19 protein-coding genes are annotated in these 22,286 nt (G+C 36.2%); 1 reads left to right on the top strand and 18 read right to left on the bottom strand.

The genetic code is table 11. From position 1 onward, the window contains the following. Positions 1-169: 169 nt before the first annotated feature. The 9 genes from QZ114_RS09800 to QZ114_RS09760 all read right to left on the bottom strand — a co-directional run bounded on the left by QZ114_RS09800 (position 170) and on the right by QZ114_RS09760 (position 10,713). Positions 170-2,983 carry a phage tail tip lysozyme gene (locus QZ114_RS09800; protein ID WP_295502723.1) on the bottom strand — a complete coding sequence of 938 codons (2,814 nt, stop codon included), beginning with the start codon at positions 2,981-2,983 and terminating at the stop codon, positions 170-172. Positions 2,984-2,994: 11 nt separating this feature from the next. Then, positions 2,995-5,352, bottom strand: coding sequence for a VirB4-like conjugal transfer ATPase, CD1110 family (locus tag QZ114_RS09795; protein WP_185756881.1), 2,358 nt, complete (start codon positions 5,350-5,352; stop codon positions 2,995-2,997). Beyond that, complete coding sequence (locus tag QZ114_RS09790) at positions 5,303-5,662, bottom strand: PrgI family protein (RefSeq protein ID WP_295502720.1); 360 nt, start codon at positions 5,660-5,662, stop codon at positions 5,303-5,305. Before QZ114_RS09790 ends, QZ114_RS09795 begins: the two co-directional genes overlap by 50 nt. A gap of 53 nt (positions 5,663-5,715) precedes the next feature. Continuing rightward, positions 5,716-6,570 carry a conjugal transfer protein TrbL gene (locus tag QZ114_RS09785; protein WP_001054256.1) on the bottom strand — a complete coding sequence of 285 codons (855 nt, stop codon included), beginning with the start codon at positions 6,568-6,570 and terminating at the stop codon, positions 5,716-5,718. 16 nt (positions 6,571-6,586) lie between these two features. After that, positions 6,587-6,829, bottom strand: a complete 243-nt coding sequence (locus QZ114_RS09780; RefSeq protein WP_000627865.1) for a hypothetical protein — start codon at positions 6,827-6,829, stop codon at positions 6,587-6,589. A 20-nt stretch (positions 6,830-6,849) separates the two neighbouring features. After that, positions 6,850-8,727, bottom strand: a complete 1,878-nt coding sequence (locus tag QZ114_RS09775; RefSeq protein WP_295502725.1) for a VirD4-like conjugal transfer protein, CD1115 family — start codon at positions 8,725-8,727, stop codon at positions 6,850-6,852. Next, a complete protein-coding gene (locus tag QZ114_RS09770; protein WP_295502714.1) occupies positions 8,727-9,215 on the bottom strand; it encodes a hypothetical protein in 489 nt (162 codons plus the stop codon). Before QZ114_RS09770 ends, QZ114_RS09775 begins: the two co-directional genes overlap by 1 nt. Further along, complete coding sequence (locus tag QZ114_RS09765) at positions 9,205-9,504, bottom strand: hypothetical protein (RefSeq protein WP_000869763.1); 300 nt, start codon at positions 9,502-9,504, stop codon at positions 9,205-9,207. The genes QZ114_RS09770 and QZ114_RS09765 overlap by 11 nt, the downstream gene beginning before the upstream one ends. A gap of 627 nt (positions 9,505-10,131) precedes the next feature. Next, the gene (locus tag QZ114_RS09760; protein WP_295502711.1) at positions 10,132-10,713 is read right to left on the bottom strand and encodes an ABC transporter ATP-binding protein; all 582 of its coding nucleotides are present in this window, start codon (positions 10,711-10,713) and stop codon (positions 10,132-10,134) included. A gap of 421 nt (positions 10,714-11,134) precedes the next feature. Here QZ114_RS09760 and QZ114_RS09755 point away from each other — a divergent pair, with 421 nt between their 5' ends. After that, on the top strand, positions 11,135-11,545 hold the full coding sequence (locus tag QZ114_RS09755; RefSeq protein WP_061649550.1) for a GntR family transcriptional regulator: 411 nt from the start codon (positions 11,135-11,137) through the stop codon (positions 11,543-11,545). A 290-nt stretch (positions 11,546-11,835) separates the two neighbouring features. Here the strand turns inward: QZ114_RS09755 and QZ114_RS09750 are convergent, their stop codons facing one another. The 9 genes from QZ114_RS09750 to zmpD form a co-directional block, all read right to left on the bottom strand. Further along, positions 11,836-12,423 (bottom strand): CPBP family intramembrane glutamic endopeptidase, encoded by a 588-nt coding sequence (locus QZ114_RS09750; RefSeq protein ID WP_295502707.1) that lies wholly within the window; start codon positions 12,421-12,423, stop codon positions 11,836-11,838. 2 nt (positions 12,424-12,425) lie between these two features. Beyond that, on the bottom strand, positions 12,426-12,659 hold the full coding sequence (locus QZ114_RS09745) for a hypothetical protein (RefSeq protein ID WP_000840776.1): 234 nt from the start codon (positions 12,657-12,659) through the stop codon (positions 12,426-12,428). 12 nt (positions 12,660-12,671) lie between these two features. After that, positions 12,672-13,052 (bottom strand): hypothetical protein, encoded by a 381-nt coding sequence (locus QZ114_RS09740; protein WP_000566543.1) that lies wholly within the window; start codon positions 13,050-13,052, stop codon positions 12,672-12,674. Continuing rightward, positions 13,045-13,494, bottom strand: coding sequence for a hypothetical protein (locus QZ114_RS09735; RefSeq protein WP_295502703.1), 450 nt, complete (start codon positions 13,492-13,494; stop codon positions 13,045-13,047). The genes QZ114_RS09740 and QZ114_RS09735 overlap by 8 nt, the downstream gene beginning before the upstream one ends. After that, a complete protein-coding gene (dcm, locus tag QZ114_RS09730) occupies positions 13,478-14,836 on the bottom strand; it encodes a DNA (cytosine-5-)-methyltransferase (RefSeq protein WP_295502701.1) in 1,359 nt (452 codons plus the stop codon). Before dcm ends, QZ114_RS09735 begins: the two co-directional genes overlap by 17 nt. 99 nt (positions 14,837-14,935) lie before the next feature. Then, complete coding sequence (locus QZ114_RS09725) at positions 14,936-15,715, bottom strand: replication initiator protein A (RefSeq protein WP_295502699.1); 780 nt, start codon at positions 15,713-15,715, stop codon at positions 14,936-14,938. After that, the gene (locus QZ114_RS09720) at positions 15,712-15,885 is read right to left on the bottom strand and encodes a hypothetical protein (protein WP_000159607.1); all 174 of its coding nucleotides are present in this window, start codon (positions 15,883-15,885) and stop codon (positions 15,712-15,714) included. The genes QZ114_RS09725 and QZ114_RS09720 overlap by 4 nt, the downstream gene beginning before the upstream one ends. A gap of 572 nt (positions 15,886-16,457) precedes the next feature. Further along, on the bottom strand, positions 16,458-16,646 hold the full coding sequence (locus QZ114_RS09715; protein WP_295502694.1) for a hypothetical protein: 189 nt from the start codon (positions 16,644-16,646) through the stop codon (positions 16,458-16,460). Positions 16,647-16,824: 178 nt separating this feature from the next. Further along, the gene (zmpD, locus tag QZ114_RS09710; RefSeq protein WP_295502692.1) at positions 16,825-22,245 is read right to left on the bottom strand and encodes a zinc metalloprotease D; all 5,421 of its coding nucleotides are present in this window, start codon (positions 22,243-22,245) and stop codon (positions 16,825-16,827) included. Between the last annotated feature and the right edge of the window lie 41 nt (positions 22,246-22,286).

The raw sequence follows: 22,286 nt of genomic DNA, 5'->3' as shown, positions 1-22,286 counted from the left end.
GATAGTATCAATCATCCTAAAGTCATTCAATTTTATGAACAGTTCGGATTTGTTGCTTACAGTCAATTGATTAAAGATGATCATCAAGTAAGTTATCAGCCTATGGCATTAAATATGTCACTCTATAAAAAATAAGAATCATGTCACCTAAACTGATGACATGATTCTTTTATTTCACCGTATAAGCAAAACTGATGGCACTATCTGCTTGAGAGATTTTTCTAAAGGTATAGTTAGGGTTGCCACCATAGTTAGTTTCAGACACAAGAAAAGAACCATCATCATATACTTTCTCGATAAAAGCCACATGACCGTAGATAGCTGGTGTACCATGTGTACCTCCTACAAAAGAAACAATAGCACCTGCTCTTGGTATAGAGCCCGTTTCCCCTCCAAGACTTGAAGCTGTCGCAACCCAGTCCTGACCATTTCCCATGGTATTAATGATCGAAATCTTTTCTCCATTTCTACCTTTTAATTTTAAGCCTAACTGATTCATACGAGCCGCAACACCCCATGTACATTGTCCATAGGCATAGGCCATACCATCTCCACCACCAGGAACAGAATGCTCATACAAGTCTCCACGAACCCCTTCAAGGGATTGCGGGTCACTCTTTGCCTGTCCTCCATTTGTTTGGCTAAAGCCTTTTTCAATTTGGTAATACCATTCCGTTGCTCTGGTTTGTCTTTCCAATAGTTTGTCACCAGAATTTCCCTCCCAATAGGTAAGGAAGAGTTGGGCCAGATTGGCTGCACTGCCCGTATTTCCAAAGAAATCCTTTAACCAACTTTGATAGTAAGGACTATCCCCGTGAAGCATAAAATCAAGTTGGAGGTCTAAATCATACCACTTCTTATTTTTGGCGTGTGCATAATTCAACAAGGCTGTATGACGTGTTGAACCATCTGCAGTATCTGTCCATTGCCCTAACCCCAAACCTCTATGAAGGATATTAGGATAAGCACCACTATAAATGGCTGGTCCTCCAATCGCTAACCAGCTTTCATCATCCCATGAGGAATCGGTAGCGCCAACTGGAGGAGATAAATAATCCCCTTCAGCTCGTTTAGGATTGATAGAAGACTCTACCGACCAATTTCCTAAAATAGCCGCAATGGCTTGGGGACTTGCCCCTTGAGATTTCAAAAACTCATAAATATGTTTTGCTCGTTCAAACTCATCCCCACCAAACTGACCAATGGCAGGTAAGATAGTTGTCTGAAGTTGAATGACTTTGGGAAAATAAAATTGCGGATTGACATACACCAATTTTTCTTTCTTGTTCTTATACTTTTGATAGGAAACTTTCAAACCTGTATCGTCTGATGTTTCACCAATAATATCACCCGTTAGGACTCTTGTACCCTCAATCGCACGGCCATTATGAATAGAATACAAGGTCAATCGACTCTCATTCTCTCCTTTTCCGTTAGTGAGAATTATATTGTCACCATCTAGTGATACGACCCCATCCATTGGTGCGACAATCGTTTGGTGAGCCTTCGCTTCTAGTAGAATGTACTCCTGAAGAGTAGGTTTTCCGTCTAAATCATAGTATCCATAACGATAAATCATGGTTAGACTATCTTCGTTGCTTTTCCCCTCAAATGGATTGTCCAATTCCTGCATGGAAGCATAGACACCTTCTTCTTTTAGTTCCTTCATTTCCTCTTGATCGTCTTTCGATAGTTTATACTTAGGAGTTTCATAAAGGTCTTGCATGGATTTCAAATCATCCCCATCGTTTAAATCATGCCACAAAGTAGACAGATAATCCTTGTAAGTTTCGGAACTAAATAAGTGAACTGGTTTGTTTAACTCATAGTCATGGAATTTAAAGTTCATATACCCCATCACATCATCAACTTTTGTGTAATAAGTAATTCCTTTGTCATTTGTGCGAGTATGTTCTGCATCTTCCCAAGTTAGGTGGGTATAAGCTTTTGTTAATTCAAATTCATCTTGTTGAATCAAACTAGCAGATGAAAATCCTAAAAAGAAGCTCATCATAAGTAAGAGAAGAAAGACTAATCCTCCAACTATCCATGTTGCAGGATTTCCAGCCGCAAATGTAAAGAAGGAAAAGGCTGCTTTTAGTTTTTGATAGATATTTCGGACACTTGTAAGACCTTGTTTCTTTAATTTTCGAAACCGATTTTTAAAGGAGCTTGGATTATCTTTCGCTAGTTTCCATCCTTTTCCATCCTTAAAATGATGGTATCGCTCTTTTGTGTTGGTCAGTCTTTTCTTGGTAAAACGACCTGTTGCTTGTCCTGTTTTGACACTAGCTTTCCCAATGTTATAAGAAAGCCGACTGTAGCGTTTCCCTTTTCTAATGGTCTCTTGAAGTGTGCGATAGCCTTCTAAATCTTCATTTTCTGAAGCTAACTCTCCTCCTTCACGTCCAAGGACATAAAGAAAAGTTTTGGCTTTCCTACTGACTTTTTTGGACTTGTAGGCTTGTTTAGTAGATTTTAGATTCTCTTTTGCGGCCTTGACTTCTTTCTTAGCTTTTAATTCTTCTAAACTCTTCCCTTGAAAGAAAAAATTAGATTTTTGTTTCGATTCCTGACCGTAGAGAAATTTTTGATTGGTTTTTCTTTCTTTACGACTCTCTTTTCTTTCTTCTTTTGCTTCTACCTTGGCTTCTCTAAATTGCTTCTTGGCTATTTTCAATCGTTTCCTAGCATGAGGTAATCGTCTATCTCTTAATTCTTTGCGATTCAAAAGAGATGGAGGACTATTTTGAAGAATATGATTGTAGTCTTCATTTGCTTGTTTTACTCTAACCTTTGAAGCTTCTCTCATCTCCTCTAGCTTTTCTTTTATCTCTTTTTTCCATGCTTTTTCATCCAGTACAGCGGAATCTTTTTTCTGTTTCCTCACCTCCTTCTTTCCTTTTTTCAAGAATTTCTTCTCATCTTTTAGACTTCTTCTAAATGCCTTTCGGGCACGTATGATTTCTCTTTTATCCTTCATTTACCTTCCCCTTAATTAGAAGCCATTTTATCAGGATCCGTACTCATGATATCAAACAATTGAGTACCTTGAGGAATCTTATTTTTAAAGGGAACGACAACGGAACCAGCTTTTATCAGTCCTGCTCCTTTTTCTGGATTGACTAGGTATTTTTCGAGTTCTTTTGACAAGCCTAAGAGTTGAACCAGTTCTTCTCGGTCATTTTTTGCTTGCTTGAGGAGAATCATAAATTCACTATTTGCAATAATCCGTCTACCATTTGGATCTAACAATAAGGTTTCAACATTTTGAGTTATCCCAGTCGGACTGGCTCCATATTTTCTGACACGACTCCACAATTTAAAGAAGAAATCACTAGCATATTTATCTAGTAAGAGAAGCTGCATTTCATCAAAATAAATCCAGGTCTTCTTCCCTAATTTTTGGTTCCGAACGACACGATTCCATATCTGATCAAAAACCACCATAAGAGCGATTTGTTTCAGCTCATCTCCTAACTTCTTAACGTTATAAATCAAGAAATTAGATCCTGTCTGAATATTGGTCTTATGAGAAAAAATATCAAGAGAACCTTCGACATATAGTTCCATATCAAGTGCCAGATTCTGCGCTTCTTCTTCTGGTTGTTGGCTCAAGACAAAGACCCATTCTTCCAAAGAAGGCTCTTTAAATGACTGATAAGTGAGTCTTGTAACTCGGTCGATAATCGATTTTTCTCTCCCATCCATTTTTCTATCCAATAACTTACCGATAAAGGATAAAAGAAATTCTGATTTTACCTTTACAGGATCCTCATCCATATTTTCCTCAGACAAGTCAAGGACATTGAGATAAGTTTGGGAATCTGGCGCAATATCAATCATTTCTCCACCAAAAGCCCGTCCAATGACACTGTACTCCGCTTCTGGATCCACAATGATAATTTCAGTATTTTCACCAGATTCCTTGATTTTAGTCGTGATAATTTCATGCTTGGTTGCCATCCCTTTCCCAGCTCCAGATGTTCCTAAAATCAGACCAGACGGTGTATTTAATAGGCTACGATCAATGGTAATAATATTGCTTGAGATTTGATTGATACCGTAATATTTCCCACTACGGTCTTGTAAGTCTACTGAAGTCCAAGGAGAGTTCACTGCTACATTGGACGTTAATAAACTCCGTGATACTCCCTCTAAAAAATCACAACCAAATGGCAGCAAACTATTAAAGGCTGCTTCTTGCATATATGGAAGTTTATCAATCATTAGGTCATTTGAGCCGGCCACTTGTTGAATCGTATCTAGTGCTTGTTTGAGTTCTTCTTCATCCTGACCAAAGACCCCAATCAAGAAGACCGTTTGAAATAGTTTATCTCCTGTCTCGGTCATGGTTTTTAAGAGTTCCTCAGCTTCATCGATATTGCTTTCTAATACATGACCTACTTTTTCCAAATAGATACCTGTACGAGCAAGTTTTTGTTGTTCCCCAATCTTTTGGGATTCCATCAAGGTCTTCTTTGTTCGTAGTTTCTTCATGGCATCTGCCTTGGTCGAACTTTGGGCATGGAGGCTCACAATCAATTCCAAATCTCCTTGCATGAGGTCTCGAATAAACTGATCCCCTAATTCCATGCCGTAGTCTCTCACATAGACGATCTGCAATAAGCGGTCATTGATTTGTAGGTAATTCTTGTTTTTGAAATCCAAGAGATTAGGTGCTATGAAGTGACGAGTTGTCTGACCAGATCTCGTTAAATCACGGTAAGAAAAAGGAAGATGGTGTTCTCCTCTAAGCATATCCGCTAACAAGTTCACACGCTCTTCTCCAGCCAAGGATTCAAAGCGAGCATCAATTTCTGAGAAACCACTCTTGAAATATTCTCCTATTTGGGACAAGGAACGATAGGCTTGTTTGGGATTAGAATCCTTTCTACCAAAGCTAATCAGTTTCACAGCTGAAAAATTATTTTCACCACTGTCTAAATTCTGATTCATCATCCGATTCAATTCTTTACGATAGGTATCATATCCATCTTCTTTTTCCTCATACAAAACACTTTGTCTAAACTTTTCTAAATTCAATCTTTTATTAAAGATAGTCAATTGGAAGTTGGTTTGGTCATCTAGGGAGTTAATCAAATCAGAATACTTCTCAATGATTGCGCCCTTATCTTCTAAACCAACGGTCTGGTAATTGACATCACCAAGTAAATAGCTTTGTGAGAAATAATCTTCTTTTACCTGCATCAGACCATTTTGATACAGGGCTTGATAGGAAAGAGTATTAGCCGTTGATGGTAACACTTCCTCTTTTTTTCCTTTAACTACTTCTTTCTGATTAGTCATTGAAGTTTTTTGTTTCTTTAATGTATTTGATTTTCTTTTCATGTTCAGGTCCTTTCTTTCCTGTAATTGTGCGTACGGGAACCGTTAATTCAAAATGAAGACGGTATTTCAAATAATGTTCAAAATATAAATCATTGGGTTTATAGACTCCAAAAAGCATGAGGGGGATGGTAAATGCAAACACAAAACCGTAAACAAACCAATCTCCAAATTGCCAGAAAAAGAGATTCAAGCCCAAAACAATAATTGTGACAATAAAGGCTGGTAAAACAAAGATGATTTGCCTTGTAGTGAAGCCTAACCAAGCCCTGTGTTGGTATTTTGAGATGTCTTTAAAGACACGTGTATTCATGACTTTCCTTTCTAAAAAGGCTAAGAAGCAATCACTTCCTAGCCTTTATCTAATTACATACCTAAGATTGAGCGAGCCGTACGTTGAGAACCAACGAGGGCAATAATCAGTAAGATAGCTTGTATCAAACTACCAAACATAATCGCAAGTGATTGCAAGACTCCTGCACCATTTGAAACAGCTATTTTCCCAGCAGATTCAAACAAAGGAACAAGAGAAACAATCAGAAAAATGAGAACCCCTTGTACCGCATAGACCATAATATTTTTTAAATAGCCAATACCAATAGACTTCCATTCATCACTTAAAAATGTTGGAATCGTAAGAGGGGCAAATGGGATCATAAGGTAGAGTTGAATAAATCTAATAGATACCAAAAGATTAACCATGGCTGCACTTACTATCCGAACAAGCCAAATGAGAAGGGCGAAAAAGCCCACAATCATACGGCCAATAAATCCTGACCCTTTTAATCCAGAGATGGTATCATACTTTGCTCCACCGTGAGCCACAATCGAAGCCACTTGTTCAATGGCGTGACTCGCAATCCCAATGATGGCTTCTACAATAACGGTAGTATTGGTAATTACCACTGCGACCATGATATAACTAATCAACATCGGCGCTAATGCTTCAAAGGTCATCGCTCCTCCTGAGTTAGCAATTTTCTTTGCCATCTTCGAAAACTCTAGGATGAGAACAACTGATAAAATCGCAACTCCAAGAGGCTGCATGACACTTTTAGTAATACTAGACATATAAGTCCAAACTGTTGGATTGTAGCTAGATAGAGATTTAATCAGATCTACCGTAGATTGTAAATCCACATTAAATCCTTCAAATAAATTTTCAGCTGATATTTTTTCAGATGCAAGGTAAACAAAGGGTGAGACTAAACTAAGATTCATGTCATTGTTTATCCTCCTAAATTGAAATTTGAGTTACAAAGGCTCCAGCAGCCCCTACCATAACACCACCGACAATTTCAAGAATGGCATTCCGAACACCTGGGCCACCATCTTTAATGTTGGTTGCAAGATTGACAATCCCTACAACAACGAGAAAGGCGCCAACCGCAATCAATCCCTTCTGTAACAAAGACATAGCTTGTGCAAACATGGCACTTGCGTCTACTCCATAAACAAAACCTTTAAAATGCGTAATCATCTATTTCCTCTTTTCTATTTTTATTTTAAACTAGATTCAAAAGTTAAATCACGAATTCTAAGGCCTTCAAGATGATTTTCTTGTCTTTGATTCAAAGGATTGATCTGATAGTTCCACCACCGTTCATCGGTTTCTTGATTGGCTAGGTACTTCCAGTTTGGATGCTTAGTGGAATTGTATTTTTTGCTTTTAAAGACAGGCATATTAGCAATTCGAACCAAGCATTCATGCCGTTTCATATTTCCGACCTCATCGGGTGTCATTAAATCACGAGCAATCTTTTGATGAGAAAGGGATCCTGAACCTGTCTGCCCAAAGGAACGACTAGTATTTCGAACATCAATGGTTTGTTTACCGAGTAATCCACTCATAAATTTAAAGGTATCTTCATCATTACCACCTAAGTAGACTAAGCTATCACAGTTCCCCAAAATAGTTTTCCAAGCTTCTTTTTCTTTATAGAGCCCTTGAAGTTGGGCAATATTTTGTAGAATGGGAACGAGACTCATATTCCGTGAACGGACTGTTGAGGTTTGTTCAGCAAAATCTGGAATTTCTCCGATATTTGCGAACTCATCTAAATAGACTCTCACATGAAGAGGCAATTGCCCCTTAAAATCAATATCTGCTTGTCTTGTTAGGGTTTGAAATACGGTTGAAAAAAAGAGGGCTGAAAGAAAGCGAAAGGTACTATCATTATCTGGGATAACTAAGTAAACCATTGATTTTTCCTGGCCCCATGTCTTCATATCAAGGGTATCTCTTTTGGTCAAATCCATGACACTTTGAATATTGAAGAGGGCAAATTTAGCAGTGGTTACAGCTATGACAGAATCCAGAGTCTTATCCTTATAATTTTGAAAATCGGCCCAATTTCGCATGGTAAAATTTTCAGTTCCATACTTTTTAGCATAATTTTCAAATAGAATTTCTAAGACACTTTTTTCTTGGTTTTCACCCTTGGATAAGTGTTTAATGAGTTTTGAGATTTCAGCAAAACTTGGATAACGCCCTCGTTTTTTTCGCTCTTCCACTTCTTTTTTTTGACGTTTCAACAAGTTTTGGTATTCTGTTTGACTCAAACGACTTTCTTCTATGAGCTGTTCTCTTGTTTTAGGTGGATTATAGAAATCGACCAAGTAGGAGGCTAAAGCTCGTACCAAAGTCATAGAAGCTTCATCCCAAAATGGATCACTACGAGATCCAGAGCCTTTGGTGTTATTAAAATAAACCGTCAGCATGCGATTCAAATCATTTTCTGTCTCTATATAGCGAAAAGGATTGAAGCCATCTGAGTTCTTCATATTGACTAAATCTAGCACCTTTACTTGGTAGCCATGTTCTAAAAAGAGTTTGCCTGTTTTCTCGGCCAAATGATCTTTAGGATCCACTACAATATTAGAACTATTCATCTGAATCAGATTGGGTTTCACAAAGCGAAATGTCTTCCCACTTCCTGAACCTCCAATCACCGCAATATTCTTATTTCTATCAAATTGGGGTGGTTTTTTATCTAATAATGTCAAACGAACATCTTGTGCTAAGATCGTATCATGAGAAAATTCCTTACCGTAAAAGAGCTTCTTTTCTTTTAGAGTTCCAAAACGGGCGCTCCCGTATTCTACCCCTTCTCGGTATTGTTTTTTACCAGTCTCTAAATAGAGATAAACCAGCAACATCATCACAAAACCTAGTAGAAAAAAAGCACTTGATTTTCCAGTAAAGGAAACATTCCATGGCGACTGAAGAACTTCATCTTGACCTTCCATCAGAAGATGAGTCCATTTATCTAATGTATTTCCAGTATAGGAATCATACAAAAGCGTCAAACGATGAAAAAGATAGCCCAGTAAGATACCCAACAGTGAGAATAGTAGGAATTTCTTTCCACTGTACATCATCTCACCATCTCTTTCTGTTTGACGGCCCCTTCTTGTCTAAAGGTAATTTGAGATTTAGCCTCATCAATTGCATCGTCTAAAGACTTATCCATGGTAAAATCAGCTAATTTCTCTGGATCATTAACCATTTTTTCTAACAGATGGTCTAAATGATTGTCTAGAATCGAACGGTCTTTCGTGTAGAAATGCAGAGAATCCCCTTGCCAAGCGATGGCTAAAGGAATCTCTTCTTTTTCTAAAAAAGCTTTAAATTTCTCTATATCAATTGGTTTGTCTAAAAAATCTTTTTTCAGATTAATCGTATCAATCGAATAAGGAGATTGTAGCAATTCTTCTAATTTCTGCACCCCTATCTTATAGGCGGAATCCTGTGCTAAAGCCTGATGTCTAGACCATTCTAGAATCTTTAAGAGACTTTTTACAGTAAATAAAAGACTACGCTCTGCATATTGAACTGCCATTCGTTCCTGTTGTTCAGAGGACATCTGATGCCTCCTTCTTCACAAATAGCAGCTTTCCTTCTTTATAACGATAAGCTATCAATTTCTGACGTTGCTTAATCGACTTGACAACCTGCAGTAGATCTCTCGAATAAGGTTCTCGAAGAGTAACTTCTACTGCTTTCCCATCAACGATACCAACGCGTTTAAATTCAATGTAGTCTTTTTTGAGATGTCCTAAGCCCATACCAAAAGGAAAGTGATGAATCAATTGGATGGTACACCCACCTTTATTTCCCATTTGTTTCAAATCATACAAGTTTACTACCTTCATGATTAACTCCTTTATCTAGTTTGTCGCATCGTTTAAGTCTGGTAACGATAAACTCCGTGTCTGTTAGAAAATTCTCACACACGTCTTGTGCCAGTCGCCCTTCACAGGGAAATACTCTCAGTCCCTACTTACACAGGCACGCTAATCAAGACGGAGTGGATTCAATTTTCAAAGAACAGGTAGCTTTATTATAGATAAGAGTCGTTGAAATTTTTATCACATTTTTGGGGTTGTTGGGATTCAGTTTACTATTTATAGTAAATATGATTGAAAAAATCTTGAACAATTTTTCAATCATAATTAAATTAATGTTTTCAGTACAAAAACTAAAATATAGACACACTGGGTTTGCTTTTTCACGTTTTTTCACTATTTTCAATTATTTTCAATAAAAATATTGACAAAATATTAATTAATTATATTTTTAATACAAGGAAAAATTAAATATGAATATTGGTAAACGGCTATAAAAAGCATGATTTCTTTAAAGGCGAACTTAACTTTAGCTTATACAATATTTTTAATGAGAAAAATATAATTAAAAGAACCGCTATCAAACTCAAAATATTCCACAATCCATATATCCCGAACTTCTTTCGGAATAATTCTAATTTAAGTAAAAATAGTTTAGTCATAGAGCTGCTCCTCCAACTCACGAATAGAACCTGTATTGGCAAATGTTTTGGCAACTTCTCCATTCTTTAAGAGAATAAAACTATCACACAGATCGTTTAAAGTGTCCAAAATGTGAGAAGAAATTAGAATAGTTGTTTTACCTTTGAAAGTCTTCAAGATTGATTTAAGTTGTGTGATATATGTTACATCAATACTATTAAATGGTTCATCTAAGATAAGTAGACCAATATCGCGAATAAATAGATTAATCAGAGATAATTTTTTTCTCATTCCTTGAGACAATTCTTCAATCCTAGTATCTTCTTTCCCCTTCAAATTCAACTCACTGATCAATTGCTCAGCAGTTTTTATTCCCCCTGTATGATTTATAATTAAAGTTACAAACTCACTAACAGTCAAAAATGGATAAGGTTCTAAATCAGAAGGAATATATAAAATATTATCTAAATCAAAATCCTCAACATCAAAAGTTTGATTTGCTTCATAAAATTCTGACATCATGTTCATTAAGGTTGTTTTACCAGCTCCATTTTCTCCTAAAAGACCAATAATTTCTCCTTCTGGTAATTTCAAGTCAGTAATCTGCAGTCTAAAATTAGAATAAGCATGAGAAATCTGTTTAATATAGATATAATAGCATTTCCTTTCAAAAACGAAATAGGTGGGATTCAAGTGAATCCCACACTATCTTTCTACCATGAGAAGTTATCTCTAATCATACGGTATGCTAAATCTCCAGCATTTAGCAGTTCTCATTTATGAGCCCAAGCCCAACGAACTGCTTGAAAGCCATAACGTGCAACAAAACTCATTTTTGATGACAGATCTCTATTTATCTGCTAAAAAATAATGTATTTAACCCAAATCAACTAATTAATAAAATAATTTCCACATTCTTTGAGCTATTTCTTAAGCAAGACTAATTGTGTTTGACATTTTGTTTGTTTTATTATATTATTTAATTAATACACAAATAAGGAAAAAGGAGAACAAGATGTCCTGGTCATTTGACAATAACAAACCTATCTATTTACAGATTATGGAAAAAATCAAGTTTCAGATTATTTCCCATGAACTAGAAGCCAGTCAACAACTTCCTACTGTTAGAAAACTAGCTAGCGAGACTGGGGTCAATACAAATACCATCCAAAAAGCCTTTTCAAACCTCGAAAAAGAAGGATTTGTCTTTTGTAAGCGAACAGCTGGACGTTTTGTAACGGAAAATCAAGAATTCATCTCTAAATATCGTAAACAACTAGCAAAAAAACAATTAAAGGACTTCATTTTCTCCATGGCTCACTTTGGTTATCAAGAAGAAGAACTACCAGCTATAATTAGAGATTATATTAAACGAATTGAAACTACCAATTATAATCAAGTAAAACCAACTAAAAACTCATTCTAAGGATAAGATTCAGAAAATCTGTCTATGATAAAACGCACCCACATAGTGAACTACACCCCGAAAGTTAGACTTTTTCTGTCTAACCTTTTGGGGTCAGTACATAGTGGGTGTTTTTTTCGTCTCGCACTAACGGATTGAGACGAACTGAGAGTCACACAAAAAGAAAATCAGTGGAAGTTAGTCTAAGACAAATTTCCACTAATTTCACGCATTTTTCTCATACTAAAAGCTAGGTTGTGGGAAAATGGAAGTTAGTTTTAGAAGTTACCCTAAAAATCAGGTCACCTATTTTAAAAAAGTAGCAAACTATAAACTAGTAGGTTCCACACCAAATGTAGCCCCATACTGCCCAATAAATCAGATTTATAGCGCACCATCCCTAAAAACATTCCAAGTGAAACATACAAACACCAAGCTAGAATGGTTCCAGGATGATGTGCTAAGGCAAATAAAACGCTTGTCAAAGCAACTCGAATATCTAATTTTCTAACCAAGTTCCATAAAATTTCTCGATACAGAAATTCTTCAACCATACTCGCATTGATTAAGAACAATAAAAATGAAAACCAAGGAATTTGATGTTGAAGGCCAATTAAGTTTGCTTGATTCGTGCTTCCTTGAGCATGAATCAGACTAAAACATAGACTTATAATCAGTAGACTAACGAATCCAATACCAATCCACTTTATCCTAGTTTTCATATCGACCTTGACCACTTGTTTTCGTTGATCATACATCCATAAAAAAGAAATGAGCGACCCACAATAGAGAATCTCTAGTATAGTTAACTCACCGATACAAAGCAATTTCAGTAAGTATAGGGATACCAATAGGACATTTACTTGTTGGAATATATAAACTGGAATTATTCTTTTCATAGTTACCTCCGAAATAAATCTTCATAATCTAAATCTAATACCTGCACAATCCTCTCTACCCATGGACTTTGAGGCATTCGTTGTTCCATCTTGTAGTGACGAATCTTTTGATACAAACGATTCAATTCACTTGGATAGTGAAACTCTCCCGCAAACATTTTTCTGGTTAACTCAATCCAGCTGATATTTCTTTCAGCCAAAATAATGGACAAGTTCTCCCAAAATCGTTCAGCCATATTGCTTCTCCTTTAGTTAGATAAATAATGTGTTTGTGCCATGTAAATCAATTGTTTCGTATCTCTTGGCAATAAAGCTCTAGCCTCTTCCAAATTCAGATTTGGATAAACTCGCTTATTTGAAACCGCAAGAGGAAGTCTGATGGTTAGTTCAGGATTTTTTAATATCATTTCGATGAAATCTGTTAATTTTAGATTATCACGGTTCTTAAATCGTAATAAATTGGGAGATAAAAACTCAAAACAATCTGAAGAATAACTCATCATCTCAATTAATTTGTCCTTTGTCATTTCAGAAACTGAATGACAAGATACCTCGATACCATAGTTTTGGAAGAAGTCTAAAAGAAGTTGATTTCTTTGGCTATTTTTACTTAGATAGAGATCAATCATGGGATACCTCCCAAAGATTCGGTTCCATTTGATATTCTGAGACTATTAAGGAATCTAATAAATTTGCAAAGTTAATCGGTTTCTTGTCTTCATCATAAGCTTTTATAGTTACTTGAGTTGTAAGTATTCCCTCTTTTCCCTCGGCTCGATAGCCTTGTCCATATAAAACAAAAACAAGATTCTGATGATCATCTACAAAGGCATCAGCTCCGTTCTTTATATCCTGACTTTCAAGGAATTCCATAATGTTTTGAAGATAGGATTCATAAAATAGTGGGTAATTATGTTTTTTATGGTAATCATCTAAAAATGTCACCTCAAACTCACATGGATAATTGGGCATCAAAAATATTTGTTCATCCAGCTGTTTGATTTCTGCATCATGTAATTCTGTTTCTAATTCATCACAATCTAGTATTGATTCTTTATTTAATGCTTTCATCTTTTTCCTCTATTTCTTTTAATTTCTTTGCGATTGCGGCAATCACAGGAACGGTTACACTATTACCAGCTTGTTTATAGAGCTGACTATTACTAGAGACTTTTCTAGCAGCTTCAAAAGCCCAATCAGGAAACCCTTGTAAGCGAAAACACTCTTTAGGAGTGATTCGTCGTATTCTCAAACGGTAAAATTGTCCATCTATTAAGACACCGGCTACATGATAAACTTGCTTATCTTCTCCTTCATAGCTAGCCACTACTACTCCCATTTGCCCACTAGTTGTTAACGTATTCGCTATACCTTTTCCAACTCTACCACGACGATACTGAGAACTTGGTCTTTCTAAATTGATTGAATCCCCAATTTCTGCTTGAGCATATCCTTTTTTCGTTGCTTCCCGTACTTTTAGAAATTGGATTGGTTCTGGAATTAGTATTTTGGGGATTTTATCTCCACCTTGCATTGTAGTCAGTGTTGGAGATAAGCCCTCACTTCCATAGACGCGACCAGTTTCCTTAAAGCTAGTTGGTAAATCTCCAACAACGACAATACCATGGCGATCCTGAGTATTTAAAGTAAACATTGGCTCTTGATTATCCTTGAAACGTCTACCATTTTGTCTCTTTTCTAATCTGTCTGGTGTCATACAAGGAATAGCAACCTTAAATCCTTCTCCTTTTCCACGAACTAAAGTTGGCGCAAGACCTTCTGAATAATAAACTTTACCACTCATTCCACTTCTTGATGGATTTAAATTCCCTAGTGCTTTCAAAGTCTCAGGGTTAGTTGCTTGACCTTCTCGTCTGAAAGGAAATAGGAGTCTGGTACCTTTCTTTCTAGAATGTCCGATAATAAACACCCTCTCTCTGTTTTGGGGAACGCCAAAATCCTTACTGTTAAGCACCTGCCACTCAACATCAAACCCCAACTCATCAAGTGTGGTAAGGATTGTGGTGAACGTCCGTCCCTTATCGTGATTGAGTAGGCCTTTAACATTTTCAAGAAAAAGAAAACGTGGTTGGATTTGTTTGGCCGCTCGAGCAATTTCAAAGAATAAAGTGCCTCTAGTATCTTCAAATCCCAATCGTCTTCCTGCGATTGAAAATGCTTGACAAGGGAATCCCCCACAGATGACATCGACTTTCCCTCTAAGTTTTTTAAATTCGTCATCTGAAACATCTCGTATGTCATGAAATTCTATTTCTCCTTCCGTTTGAAAAATGGACTTATAAGATTCTCTAGCAAATTTATCAATCTCACAAAATCCAATACACTCGTGTCCGACACTTTCCATTCCTAGTCGAAAACCCCCGATACCTGAAAATAAATCAATAAATCTCATTTTTTTATCACCCCTTTCTTATCGACTACCATTGTCAAAACTGTCACTCCACTTGAAATGACAATAAGCATAACTAATATCCACTCGATTGGCGACATTTTAACCACCTCCTTTTCTAACACGGTTATTCCAAACGGAATATAGGCCATTAAACACAAATTCAGCAAGTACTTCCGCTCGTCTAACAAAGTGAACATTATCTAGAGCATACTGATAGATTCTCTCAAAATCAGTCATAGCAATTTCACTGGCTGTTTCGGAAAAACCCTCTCGTCTAAATTGTTCTTGTACCAATCCCCAAATATAATCTCGATCATATTTTGTAACCTTTTCTACTTTTCTTCTCAAGATAGGTTGAGTATTCCTCTCCTCCTCATCCTCAATAAATAAAGAATCAGTCTCACTATATTTAGTCTCACTAACTTCAGTCTCACTAGGGGCTGAATGTGAGACGAGGCCCGTTTTATTTTCAACCTGCCCTAGTCCTTTTTTAACACTAGGCCTGTTTGAATTACCTACTGGGGTAGAAGACAACTCCCCTAAATAAATCTTATTAGCTAGTCTTCCTTTCTCACTAGAAGACTGTTGAACTTCATCAATTAAGTCATATTCTTTAAGAATCTTTTTGATGGACAATAATTTTGACTTCGAACAACCTAATAGCTTCATCAGTTTAGAATTAGAAAATACTAAATAGACTGCTCCTTCTTCATCTATCCAACCACGACTGAGAGATAATTCTAAACGATCTTTTAAAATAGAATAAGCCACCTTTACTTCTAGTTTCATATCCATATATTTCTCATCCTCAAAAAGAATTTTAGGTAATTTGTAATACCGTTCTGAGGTTTGGTATTGATTTGCGGTAATTCGTTTCATAGCGCTCCTCCAAGTTCTTTGAGTATTAAATCTCCACTTGATTCCAATCGAACCAAGCCACTTTTTTCTAATTCAGCCATAAGAGAGATGGCTTCAACAATGTCAATTCCCATTTCACGTACTAAAAATGAAATGACAATATAGCGTGATGATTGTAATTCTTTTGTCATTTTCCCTCCTGAAAATAAAAAAACGGAAAGATTGTGAAATTCCTTTCCGTAACATAATAAATAATTGAACACCAAACTCAACACCAAAAAAATGTTTTTATTGATAATTATTGCTCAATCAAGCACTTATAACAATGTAAAAAATAAAAATCTGTACTCACAAAAACCCTTGAAATTCAAGGGTTTTAAGCATTTATTCTACTTCACAATGTTTTATTATTTTAAATCTTCTAGACCAACCATTGAATAGTAGCCATTGAGTTTTTTTCCTTTCATAGCAAGGGTTTAGAGCCCCTATTTTATTATCGTTTGAACATAGAAAGTTTTAAAATGAATGATGTCCAAACAGTTCTCGTTTTATGACATAGAAATCTAATTTATATTATATCATGACTTCTTTATTTTGTCCGCCCTTGTTTCCAGATTATACTAATTCAAAATGAAGGTCTATCATTTTATTGAAGTCTTACTCAAGACATAATTTAATTCAAGTATATCCTTTGAAATTCAATATCTATTATAGCTATTACTTCATATTAGGGAGAGAATCATATATGTTAGCTAATACTCTTCTAAAATCTCTTCAAACCACGTCTGCTTCCATCTGCAACCTCAAAACAGTATTTTGAGCTGACTTTGTCAGTCTTATCTACAACCTCAAAGCAGTGCTTTGAGCTGACTTCGTCAGTTCTATCTGCAACCTCAAAACAGTGTTTTGAGCAACCTACGGCTAGATTTCTAGTTTGCTCTTTGATTTTCATTGAGTATAAGAGTGGAATTTTATGAGTTTTTGGGATTTTTTCGGTATAAAACGCTAACCATTCAAAAACCACACAATGTTTCTTTCAGCTTCATTGAGTATAAAACTGAAATCACTGTGTGGTTTTATGTTGAATCTAGTTTTTGTACAGACTCATATTAAATAGCAATTTGTTATGTTCATTTAAATAAAGGATTAAAGAAACCATCAGTTGCTTTCAACAAGGCTTTAAACACTTTTTCTTTGAGTGCAACAGTATGTGAGAAATCACCCGATTTCTTTAAATCTTCCTCAACCGCTTTAACAAAGATATCCTTCAATTGTGTATAGTTGCTAATTTGTTTACCGTTAATTTCAATAGCAGTAAATCCTTGCTCTGCTTTAGCTTTAACATCGTGATACCAATGTTTCTTCCAGTCTTCTAGGTTTAAGAATTGGTTGTCTGAAACCTTTTTAATAATGAAATCATCACCCAATCTACCCTGGTTTTGTTTATCAGCTTCACCTTGGTATTTACTAGATACATATCCGATAAATCCATTTTCATAGCCAAAGTAACCCCACATACGGAAGGCGTTGTGCTTGAATGATAATGAACCTGGAGCACCTTTGCTTGTATTACCACCATAAATACCAGCCATCATTTGAACATTAACATATGCTGAATTAGGCGTGAAGTCCTCTGGTCGGAACACACCATTGCCAGGATTATTATGTTTAGTCATAAAGTTATTATCAACCAAATCATCAATACTTGACAATAGCTTAGTTTTCTCTCCGTCATTTAGGTCACGAACTTTATCCCATTGGTGTGGAGCAGTTAAATTATTTAAACTATCAACATGTCTATCGACTCTGTCAATTTTCTTGAACCACTTGCTATTATCACCATTTAATTTTGGAATTACAGCATCTGCTTCAACATAATCCAACATCATTAACGCTTCATTGTAGTTCTTCATGTAGCGATCAATATCTTCACGAGTTTTTAATTTATCCGGATCATAGTTATACCATTGATTACCATCATTTTCACGGTGATAAGCCATGTTAAGGCCTAAAGCGCCATATTCACCATTAGTTGTTGATTTATCAGGTGTTTGTAACATACCTTGAGCATAGGCTTCAACGTCTGTACCTTGACGATGCTTATGACCACCGAAATAAAGCATTCTATCGTTTACGTGTGTTGTTTCGTGAGTAAAGGCTGAAATACCAAACGGACTAATCATATCCGTCACCATAAACAAGACCTTGTCATCATTATTTGGATTAGGGAATATTGAGGCCATAGCGCCCATACGCCAGTCTCTATCATGGTGTCGCCATGTTGGACCATATAATTCACGAATTGGGGCTACAGGGTTACCCTTACTGTCAAATCCTCGACGACCTACAGGAGAACCATTGTAGGTCTGGTTATCCCATACAGGTGTCGGAACCATTTTCTCACTCTTAAGCAATCTATCTCGTACACTTGGCAATGCTAAACGTGACCAGAAGTCAAGGTAAGTTTGTTGTGCATGTGCAACCTTATCAATTTCTTTTTTGAATTCATTTCTAGCTTCTTCTGTATGTTTACCATATTTCTCAAATGAACTATAAGCCATCGTATTGTATGTTGAAATTAAGAACATATGAGCATTCTTAAGCGTTAATAAAGGCAAAATCATACGTCCATGAACACCGTTATCTAAACCATCGAATACACGGTGACGTTTATCTTTCAACTCTGTATTTGTTGTCTTAGGTTCTGAAACATAAACATTTTTAGCAGAATGGATAAACCAATCGTTAATGTCTTTATCCTCAGTGAACAAACGCATGTTGTATTCTAGGAAGTTACGTAGACTACCTTTACCAGTATTACCTGCAATAATTTCACGATAAGCGTCCTGAGTTCGGTCACCCTTTAAGTTCTTCTCGCTAGACCCAATGTTAATCAAGCGATCTAACACACTTGGAGTTTTACCGTAGAAGTCAGGTTTGAATATCATAATGTCTTTGATACTCATACTGTTGTCAGTATACTTAATGTTATAGTAGCGGTTCAAGTAAGATAGAGCCATCATGATTTTCGCTTTATTGTCGTCAACTTTCTTCACAAGTGCTTTCATCGCAGCTTCGTCACTATTTAATTGATGATCTTCATTTTCGACTAAAGCTTTCACAAATTTATCAAGATTGTCTTTGACATCAGTAAAGCTTTCTTCTAGATACAAATCAGCTGGATTTCCAATAATTTTACGAACACCTTGCGAATCGTATGTGACTGAAGCTAACTTCTCTTTCACATCTGCAATCAGTTTCACACGGTCTTTCTCAACCATATTTGGTGTATAAACAACGTTTTGTCCAGCGATGGTATATTCACGAACTTGTTTCACTTTAGAATCAGCATTCTTAGTAACATCCATTTCTTCCTTAGTACCATCAGCATAGTGAACCATAATCTTATCAATATCTGACAAGTCAGTTACAAATTGTCCTTCTTTCATACCAGTGACAGAAAGAACTTCTTTCTTAACTAAGTTCGATTCTTCAAGCAACTTGTTGCCTTGGTTAACAATCCATTCTTTATTGTAGAATGGTTGGAGTTTTGCAATATTGCGATAAGCTAAATCACGTTCGAGTTTGTAGTCTTGGGTTGATTTGTATTCCTCTGATTTTGGTGTTGTACGGTTAAGCGTATCTTCAGGAAGAGCACTAATTTCAAATCCACTAGCTGTTATATTGTACCCTTTAATTTTCTTATTAGCCTCTTCTAAACTAATTTCTTTAACACGCTTAGAACGTTGATAGGAAGAAGTTCCTGTACTCATATCACGAACAACGAAATCATTTTCAAGTCTATTACCTGAGAAGTAACCATCTTCGTCATCTATATTTCTTGACCCATAGAAGATTTCGCCTTTAGACACTTTCACCATTGATACGTTATCTTCAATTTGCCCTAATACCCAGTTAGAACTGATAAATCCACCAACATCAACTGGATTATCAATGTCAATTCTACCTTTAGCAACTGAATGACGAACAGAGCCCTCTTTTCCTACAGTGAAATTATCCATACCATTATCAGATTTCGCAACAAGTCCAGCAGCTCTAGCTCGTTTACCTGTGATTGTTACATCAGCATATGCTCTATCTAAGTTACCTTTCCAAATTTCACCAGCAATACCAGCTAAATTCCAATCACGATCACCAACAGCCTGTAATTTACCGATAAATGCCACATTTCTTAACAGACCACCACGATCAATTTTATTAACAATACCAGCAATACTATTGTTTCCAAGAATGCTACCAGTAACCTTGATATTCTCAACTGTCGCATTTTTAACAGTCTTAGCAAGTGCTGAAATATCATTAATCCAAGGCATATTGATATTAACATTTGCTAAGTTAATATTTTTTACTGAACCACCTTCGATACCACCGAATAATTGACGTTTCATGTTATGAATTGAATACTGTTTTCCTTCTACACTGGTCAATGTACCTCTAAATGTCCCTGTTACATATTCTTTATTAGGTGTTGGTACATTTTCTGCATTCAAATCTGCTCCGATTTTAAATGTACCATTTTTATCAGCATTCATAGCATCTACTAAATCTTTAAAATTATAGTAAACATTATCAACTTTAGGACGAGGTTTTTCAATGTAATGAATGTATTCATTTCTAGTCTTAGATGGGTCAACATGTTGAATCAAATCTTGAGCAGTTGCTGTAATTTTATAAAGTTCTTTTTCTTTTTCAGTCACCAACTCAATCTTATCAACTGCTAAACGTGTTACTTTATTATCACGACTAGTGATTTTCAAGTACATCTTCTTCACATCTTCATCTGAGGGTTTTTCAGTCATGAAATCACTAGGTGTTTCAGTACCATCGTCATTTACCTTCACTAAATTAGTAGATGCGATATTTTTAATTTCAACTTTTTTCAAATCCAAGCGAAGTGGTTTCTCTTCTAATGTTGCAGTTTCTTCTCCCTTACCCCGGTCATAGGTCATAGTGGTTTCTATCTTATAGTCCTTGTAGAATTTTAAATCTTCTACATGCTTATCTAATTGCTCTGAAGTTAAATCTACTGTTTTGACAATTTCATTTCCATCTTTAATTGTCGCAGTAATTTTATTGATCTTGACTCCATCTGTATTAACCAAATGATAAGAAAGATTTGCGGAGCGGTCTAATACATTTGTATCTGTTCGCTCCAAAGTCAAAACAGGAGCCGTTTTTTCTTTAGGCTTTTCTTTTGTACCTTTTACAAGAATTTCAGGCTTCATTTCTTTCAAAATAGTTACTGTTTCAACTGGTTCACTAATTTTTTTGCCATGTAACTCTTCATAGCTAGTAACAATTTGACGTTCGCCATCCTCACCAATTTGTTTAACAGAATCATCGCCTATAAATTTGGTAGGTTCAGATTCTTCTATAGTCGTTTTAGAAATAGTCTCGGTCCGGATATCGGTATGTAAAGAAGGCAACTCTTCTCTTTCTGATGCAACTTCTGAAACTGTAGATATTGGTTCAGTATACTCTGGAATGTCGCTAACAGGTGGCTCAATCAAGTTTCCATTTTCATCTACTCCTGTTGTACCTACTGGTTCCGTGTATGCTGGTTTTTCGCTAACAGGTGGTTCAATCAAGTTTCCATTTTCATCCACTCCTGTTGCACCTGCAGGTTCAGTATATTCTGGTTTCTCAGTTTTAGGCGCTTCATCTGGAACTGTACCTACAGGAGCTGTGTACTCAGTTTTCTCTACTTTAGGAGCTTCGTCTGGGACTGTACTTAAAGGATTCGTATATTCTGATTTTTCATGAACTGCTGGTTCCACCTTCTCTGAGACTACGGCTTCTGGTAATTCAGGCTGAACTGCTGGTTCCACCTTCTCTGAGACTACGGCTTCTGGTAATACTGGCTGAACTGCTGGTTCCCCTTTTTCTGAGACTACGGCTACTGGCAATTCAGGCTGAACTAAGGCTTCTCCTTTTTCAGTTACAATAGCTTCTGGTAACGCTGCTTGAACCTCAGGTTCTCCTTTGTCTGTCACAACTTTGGGTTGCTCAACTGGCGAAACAGTTGATGCCGGAGAAACCGACGAAACACTTCTATCATCAAGCTCCAAGTAACCAACATATCTGTAACCAGAAATTTGCAACACACCATCACGTCCAGACTCATGGATGGTAGCATTCAAATTAAGTGCTGAAGCAGTTGATAGTGTAACTAAACCTGTCGCCCCTACAATCAAAAATGTAGCTATTTTTTTATTTCTCTTATCTTTTGTAATAACTACAACAAGACTACCGATGGTCAATAAACCAAATACAGTCATAATAGATTGTGATTGACCAGTATTTGGTAGTGCGTCTTTCTCATAAACCAAAGCATATGATTCTTTTGATTCGTCAGGTCTACCTTGTTTGAGTTGATCACGTTCAGTTTGTGTTAAATTACTATAATCCAAGTAGTGATATGTAGATGCACCAACAATTGACGGTGCAAATAAAAGACTTCCCAAGAATACTGAGCCAACAATACCTTTTATTTTCCGAATGGAAAATTTATCTTTTTTTAATAATGACAATTATAATTCTCTACCTTTACTTTTTATTTCCTAATAGCAAA

The sequence above is a fragment of the uncultured Streptococcus sp. genome, from assembly GCF_901875575.1.
In the GTDB taxonomy this organism is placed as follows: Bacteria; Bacillota; Bacilli; order Lactobacillales; family Streptococcaceae; genus Streptococcus.
The sequence above is the reverse complement of the archived record's forward strand: the minus strand, read 5'-3'. Positions and strand labels throughout refer to the sequence as shown.

Bases quoted from the DNA above. Each gene is read 5' to 3' on its own strand.
- QZ114_RS09785 (WP_001054256.1), bottom strand. From the start codon at position 6,570: ATGAATCTTAGTTTAGTCTCACCCTTTGTTTACCTTGCATCTGAAAAA.
- QZ114_RS09725 (WP_295502699.1), bottom strand. From the start codon at position 15,715: ATGAAACGAATTACCGCAAATCAATACCAAACCTCAGAACGGTATTAC.
- QZ114_RS09740 (WP_000566543.1), bottom strand. From the start codon at position 13,052: ATGATTGATCTCTATCTAAGTAAAAATAGCCAAAGAAATCAACTTCTT.
- QZ114_RS09775 (WP_295502725.1), bottom strand. From the start codon at position 8,727: ATGTACAGTGGAAAGAAATTCCTACTATTCTCACTGTTGGGTATCTTA.
- QZ114_RS09780 (WP_000627865.1), bottom strand. From the start codon at position 6,829: ATGATTACGCATTTTAAAGGTTTTGTTTATGGAGTAGACGCAAGTGCC.
- QZ114_RS09735 (WP_295502703.1), bottom strand. From the start codon at position 13,494: ATGAAAGCATTAAATAAAGAATCAATACTAGATTGTGATGAATTAGAA.
- QZ114_RS09750 (WP_295502707.1), bottom strand. From the start codon at position 12,423: ATGAAAAGAATAATTCCAGTTTATATATTCCAACAAGTAAATGTCCTA.
- QZ114_RS09755 (WP_061649550.1), top strand. From the start codon at position 11,135: ATGTCCTGGTCATTTGACAATAACAAACCTATCTATTTACAGATTATG.
- dcm (WP_295502701.1), bottom strand. From the start codon at position 14,836: ATGAGATTTATTGATTTATTTTCAGGTATCGGGGGTTTTCGACTAGGA.
- QZ114_RS09790 (WP_295502720.1), bottom strand. From the start codon at position 5,662: ATGAATACACGTGTCTTTAAAGACATCTCAAAATACCAACACAGGGCT.
- QZ114_RS09800 (WP_295502723.1), bottom strand. From the start codon at position 2,983: ATGAAGGATAAAAGAGAAATCATACGTGCCCGAAAGGCATTTAGAAGA.
- QZ114_RS09770 (WP_295502714.1), bottom strand. From the start codon at position 9,215: ATGTCCTCTGAACAACAGGAACGAATGGCAGTTCAATATGCAGAGCGT.
- QZ114_RS09720 (WP_000159607.1), bottom strand. From the start codon at position 15,885: ATGACAAAAGAATTACAATCATCACGCTATATTGTCATTTCATTTTTA.
- QZ114_RS09745 (WP_000840776.1), bottom strand. From the start codon at position 12,659: ATGGCTGAACGATTTTGGGAGAACTTGTCCATTATTTTGGCTGAAAGA.
- QZ114_RS09715 (WP_295502694.1), bottom strand. From the start codon at position 16,646: ATGAAAATCAAAGAGCAAACTAGAAATCTAGCCGTAGGTTGCTCAAAA.
- QZ114_RS09765 (WP_000869763.1), bottom strand. From the start codon at position 9,504: ATGAAGGTAGTAAACTTGTATGATTTGAAACAAATGGGAAATAAAGGT.
- QZ114_RS09795 (WP_185756881.1), bottom strand. From the start codon at position 5,352: ATGAAAAGAAAATCAAATACATTAAAGAAACAAAAAACTTCAATGACT.